Origin of the sequence: Streptomyces sp. NPDC006510, assembly GCF_040611955.1 — a bacterium.
Lineage (GTDB): Bacteria > Actinomycetota > Actinomycetes > Streptomycetales > Streptomycetaceae > Streptomyces.
In genome coordinates this window covers 1-4,692 of the sequence record NZ_JBEXPH010000237.1, presented here as the reverse complement: position 1 = coordinate 4,692, position 4,692 = coordinate 1, and the positions used below count along the sequence as shown (strand labels likewise).

The 4,692-nt window shown below is 72.5% G+C and carries 3 protein-coding genes; all 3 read left to right on the top strand.

Annotated features, from left to right (window positions below; genetic code table 11):
- Positions 1-366: 366 nt before the first annotated feature.
- The 3 genes from ABZY11_RS38850 to ABZY11_RS38840 all read left to right on the top strand — a co-directional run bounded on the left by ABZY11_RS38850 (position 367) and on the right by ABZY11_RS38840 (position 4,563).
- Entirely contained in the window at positions 367-1,107 is a 741-nt protein-coding gene (locus tag ABZY11_RS38850; protein WP_356483684.1) for a hypothetical protein, read from the top strand.
- A 103-nt stretch (positions 1,108-1,210) separates the two neighbouring features.
- A complete protein-coding gene (locus ABZY11_RS38845; protein ID WP_356483683.1) occupies positions 1,211-1,996 on the top strand; it encodes an ABC transporter ATP-binding protein in 786 nt (261 codons plus the stop codon).
- Entirely contained in the window at positions 1,996-4,563 is a 2,568-nt protein-coding gene (locus ABZY11_RS38840) for an FtsX-like permease family protein (protein WP_356483682.1), read from the top strand. Before ABZY11_RS38845 ends, ABZY11_RS38840 begins: the two co-directional genes overlap by 1 nt.
- Positions 4,564-4,692: the final 129 nt, after the last annotated feature.

Here is a 4,692-nt window from a genome sequence, read left to right as displayed (position 1 = left end):
CCGGGCCCCCGCGGGGGCCCCACGTGCCCCCCCCCGTCCCCCCCCCCCCCGGCCCCCGACCACCCCCCCCCCCCGCCGCCCCCGGGGTCCCGCCCCGCCCCACGTTCCTTCTGGGGGCCCGAAGCCATGCCCGGACAGCGCGCACCGCGGACATCCGTTCCGCACCCCGTCCCGCTCAACCGCCCACTCGCGCACGCCTGTTGTGGCCCCCAGGCCCCCGGGCCGCGCCCACCCCGTGTCGCGGGAGTGCGACCCGCCGGGGCGGACCGGGCGGACACCACACCCACCGGCCGGGCACCGTCTCCCGATCCGCGCCACCGGGCCGGTGCCCGTGCACCGCACGCTCACCCACCACCCGGAGAACCGATGGCCCTCACCCACCACCCCACACCCACACCCTCACCGACATCCGCCGCCACACCTCCCCCCAACCCCCAAAGCGGCCCCCCGCACACCCCGCTCCCCGGCCCCCTCCCGCTCCTCGCCGCGGCCCTCCTGACCGCCGCCCTCATCACCACCGCCGCCCTCGCCGGAGGCCCCCTGCGGGCCTGGCTGGACGCCATGGCCGGGGTCGTCGCCCTGGTCGCGCTCTCGGGCTCCGTACTCCTCGGTCTCACCACCGTCTTCCGCGACCTCCTCGCACCCCACCACCGCCGGTACGCCCAGCACCTGCACCGCGCGGCCGGACTCCTCGGCATCGGCTTCCTGGTCCTGCACATCACCGTGAAGATCGCGGGCCACCGGATCGGCCCCGGCGACGCCCTGCTCACCCGGGGACTGCCCACCACGGCCGCCGACTTCTGGCTCGCCCTGGGCACCCTGGCCTGCTACCTCTTCCTGCTGGCCGCCGCCACCGGCGTCTGGCGCGGCGCCTTCGCGACCCGCCGCTGGATCCGCCCGTTCCGGCTCCTGCACGGGGCCTCGTACGCCGGCTGGGCCGCCGCCGTGGTCCACGGCCTCACCGCGGGCCGGACGCCGGCCCCCTGGGTGGTCGCCTCGTACGCGGTCTGTCTGGCCGCCGCCGTCGCGGCCCAGGTGCAGCGCCGCAGGCGCGCCTCGACACAGCGGCGAACGCAGCGCCAATCACCCGGGAGGGTAAGGAAGTAGATCGCATATAGAAGTACGGGCCACGCTCGAATCGATGCCATATACGCTCGAAAACAATCCCCCCGAGACCCGGAACCCCACTATGGAGAGGACAGGTCGCAACATGGTGACCGAGACGAGCCGCCCTTCCCGAGACAACGGCTACAACACGGTCAACCGGGGGCACGCCCTTCGTCTGGCCGACGTGACCAAGGTGTACGGCAAGAACGGCCGCGGCGTACGTGCCCTGGACGGGGTGTCCGTGGGGATCGAGCGTGGCTCCTTCACCGCGGTGATGGGCCCCTCCGGCTCCGGCAAGTCCACCTTCCTGCACTGCGCGGCCGGCCTCGACAAGCCGACCACGGGCCAGTCCTACATCGGTGACACCCAGCTCAACGACATGAACGAGACCCAGCTGACGAAGCTGCGCCGCCAGCGCATCGGCTTCGTCTTCCAGGCGTTCAACCTCATCCCGTCCCTGTCGGTCCGTCAGAACGTCGAGCTGCCGCTGCGCCTCGCGGGCGAGAGCCTCGACAAGAGCTGGCTCGACGAGATCCTCGGCCGGGTCGGGCTGGGCGGCCGTGCCGCCCACCGGCCCGCCGAACTCTCCGGCGGCCAGCAGCAGCGTGTCGCCATCGCGCGCGCCCTCATCACCCGGCCCGACGTCATCTTCGGCGACGAGCCGACCGGCGCCCTCGACACCGTGACCGCCAAGGAGATCCTCTCCCTGCTGCGCGACTGCGTGAACGAGACCGGCCAGACCGTCGTCATGGTCACCCACGACCCGGTCGCCGCCTCGTACGCCGACACCGTCCTTTTCCTGGCCGACGGCAAGATCGCCGGACAGATGGACGCCCCGACCGCCGACCTCGTCGCCGAGCGCATGACACACCTGGGAGCGTGGGCCTGATGCTGCGCTACGCACTGCAGACGCTCAAGGCCAGGAAGGGCGGCTTCATCGGCGCCTTCCTCGCCCTGTTCTGCGCCGCCGCCCTGGTCACCGCCTGCGGCATCCTTCTGGAGACCGGTCTGCGCGGCACCATCGCCACCGAGCGCTACGCCGCCGCCCCGGTCATCGTCGGCGCCGACCAGAACGTCCACCAGACGACCATCAAGAAGAAGAAGGGCAAGGTCAAGGAGAAGCACAAGGCGAAGCCGCTGGCCGAGCGGGTCTGGCTGCCCGCGGGGACCACCGAGACCCTCGCCGGCCTGCCCGGATTACGCAAGGCGGTGCCCGAGACGAACTTCCCGGCGTACGCGGTCGGCCCCCGGGGCCAGATCGTGCCCGGCGTCGACGGCAAGCCGTCCTACGGCCACGCCTGGTCCTCCGCCGAGCTGACCCCGTTCGAACTGACCGACGGCAAGGCGCCCGCGGGCGCCGACGAGGTCGTCGTCGACCAGGAACTCGCGGCCCGCACCGGTCTCAAGACCGGCAGCGACCTCGTCGTCCAGTCGACCGGCGCCCCGACCACGTACAAGGTCAGCGGCATCGCGGCGGCCAAGGGCGGCGACCTGCACCAGCAGACCTCGCTGTTCTTCTCGGACGAAACCGCCCGAAACCTCTCCGGGCGGGCCGGCCAGGTCGCGACCGTCGGCCTGATGCCCAAGCCCGGCGTCTCCGCGAGCGAGCTCGCGGACCAGGCCGAGAAGGCACTCGCCGGCGACGGACGCAGGTACGCCGTCGCCACCGGCGGCGAGCGCGGCCCCATCGAGTTCCTCGACGCGGGCAAGGCCCGGGTCAAGCTCGTCTCCATGGGCGGCGCCATGGGCGGTACGTCGCTGCTCGTCGCGATCCTCGTCGTCGTCGGTACGTTCGCGCTCTCCATCCAGCAGCGCTATCGCGAACTCGCCCTGCTGCGCGCCATCGCCGCGACCCCCAAGCAGGTCCGTCAGCTGATCGGCCGCGAGGCCCTGATCATCGGCGGCCTCGCGGGCGGACTCGGCTCGGTCGTGGGTCTGCCCATTGCGTACTGGCTGCACAGCAAGTTCATCGACTTCAAGGCCATCCCCGACACCCTCGAACTCACCTTCAGCTTCGTGCCGTTCACCGCCGCGGTCGGTGCGGCCCTGCTCGGGGCGTGGGTCGCGGCCCGCATCTCCGCACGCCGCACCGCCCGTATCCGCCCGGCCGAGGCCCTGTCCGAGGCGTCCATGGAACAGCGCCACTTCGCGTGGGGACGGCTCGGCGTGGGGCTGCTCGTCCTCGCCCTCGGCATCGGTGTGGTCGTCCTGCTGGGCTTCCTGCGCACCGAACCGGCCTCACAGCCCGTCACGTTCCTGTCCGTCGTCGTACTCGCCGTAGCGGTCTCGCTGCTCGGCCCGGTCATCGCACGCATCGCCGTCGCGATCCTCGGGATCCCGCTGAAGTTCTCGCGCGTCGGCGGCCACCTCGCGACCGCCAACGCACGGGCCAACGCCAAGCGGATGGCCGCCGCCGTCACCCCGCTGGTCCTGCTCATCGGCATGGCCTGCACCGTCCTGTTCGTGCAGACCACCATGGGCGACGCCGCCACGGCCCAGGCCAAGGCGGGCAACAAGGCGGACTGGGTGGTCGCTTCCAACGGCCCCGGCGTCCCCGCCGAGGCCACGGACGCACTGCGCGCCGTACCCGGAGTCACCCGGGTCACCGAGATCGTCCGGACCCAGGTCCGCGTCGGCCTCGACAAGTACCCGGCGCAGGGCATCTCCGCGCAGGGCCTCAGCACGAACTGGGACCCGGACGTCTCCCGGGGCAGTCTCAAGGGCTTCGGGGACCAGAGCATCGCGATGAGCGACGTCTCCGCCGACCACCTCGGCAAGAAGCCCGGCGACACGCTCAAGGTGACGCTCGGCGACGGGACCGTGGCCCGGCTGAAGGTCGCCGCCGTCTACGAACGGGGCCTGGGCTTCGGCGACCTGACCATGTCGCACGCCCTGGTCTCCCGGCACGTCGACAACCCGCTCGCCTCCTCCGTCCTCGTCAAGACGGCCGGTGACGGCAAGGCGGGCCGCGAGCAGCTGGCCGGCGCCCTCAAGGCCTTTCCGGGGCTCGGCGTCCTCGACCGCGCCCAGGTCGACAACCTCCAGGCCGACGTGCAGCAGTCCAACGCCGAGGTCAACTACCTCGCGATGGGCCTGATCATCGCGTTCACCGCGATCGCCGTGGTCAACACCCTGGCCATGTCGGTCTCGGACCGCACCCGGGAGTTCGCCCTGCTGCGGCTCGTCGGCACGACCCGCCGCCAGGTGATGTCGATGCTCAGGATCGAGTCCGCCCTGATCGTGCTGGTCGCCGCGGTGCTCGGCACGGCCATCTCGCTGGCGGTGCTCACCGCCTTCAGCATCGGGATGACAGGCGCCGCCCAGCCCTCCGTCGACCTGCCGATGTTCCTCGGGGTTCTCGGCTTCGCCGCGCTGCTCACCGCGCTGGCGACCCTGGTCCCGGGGCGGGTCGCTCTCGGCGGTCGCCCGGCGGACGTCATCAGCGCCCGCCAGTAGCCGGACGCGAACCGAACCAACACCCCAGGGGTGCGCGGGAGTTCTTGCCCCGTGCACCCCTGGGGCCTGTCCGGCGCAGGAGAACGGCCGAGGGGCCGGCCCCCTGCGCAGGGGCCGGCCCCCTGCGCA

Bases quoted from the DNA above. Each gene is read 5' to 3' on its own strand.
- ABZY11_RS38850 (WP_356483684.1), top strand. From the start codon at position 367: ATGGCCCTCACCCACCACCCCACACCCACACCCTCACCGACATCCGCC.
- ABZY11_RS38840 (WP_356483682.1), top strand. From the start codon at position 1,996: ATGCTGCGCTACGCACTGCAGACGCTCAAGGCCAGGAAGGGCGGCTTC.
- ABZY11_RS38845 (WP_356483683.1), top strand. From the start codon at position 1,211: ATGGTGACCGAGACGAGCCGCCCTTCCCGAGACAACGGCTACAACACG.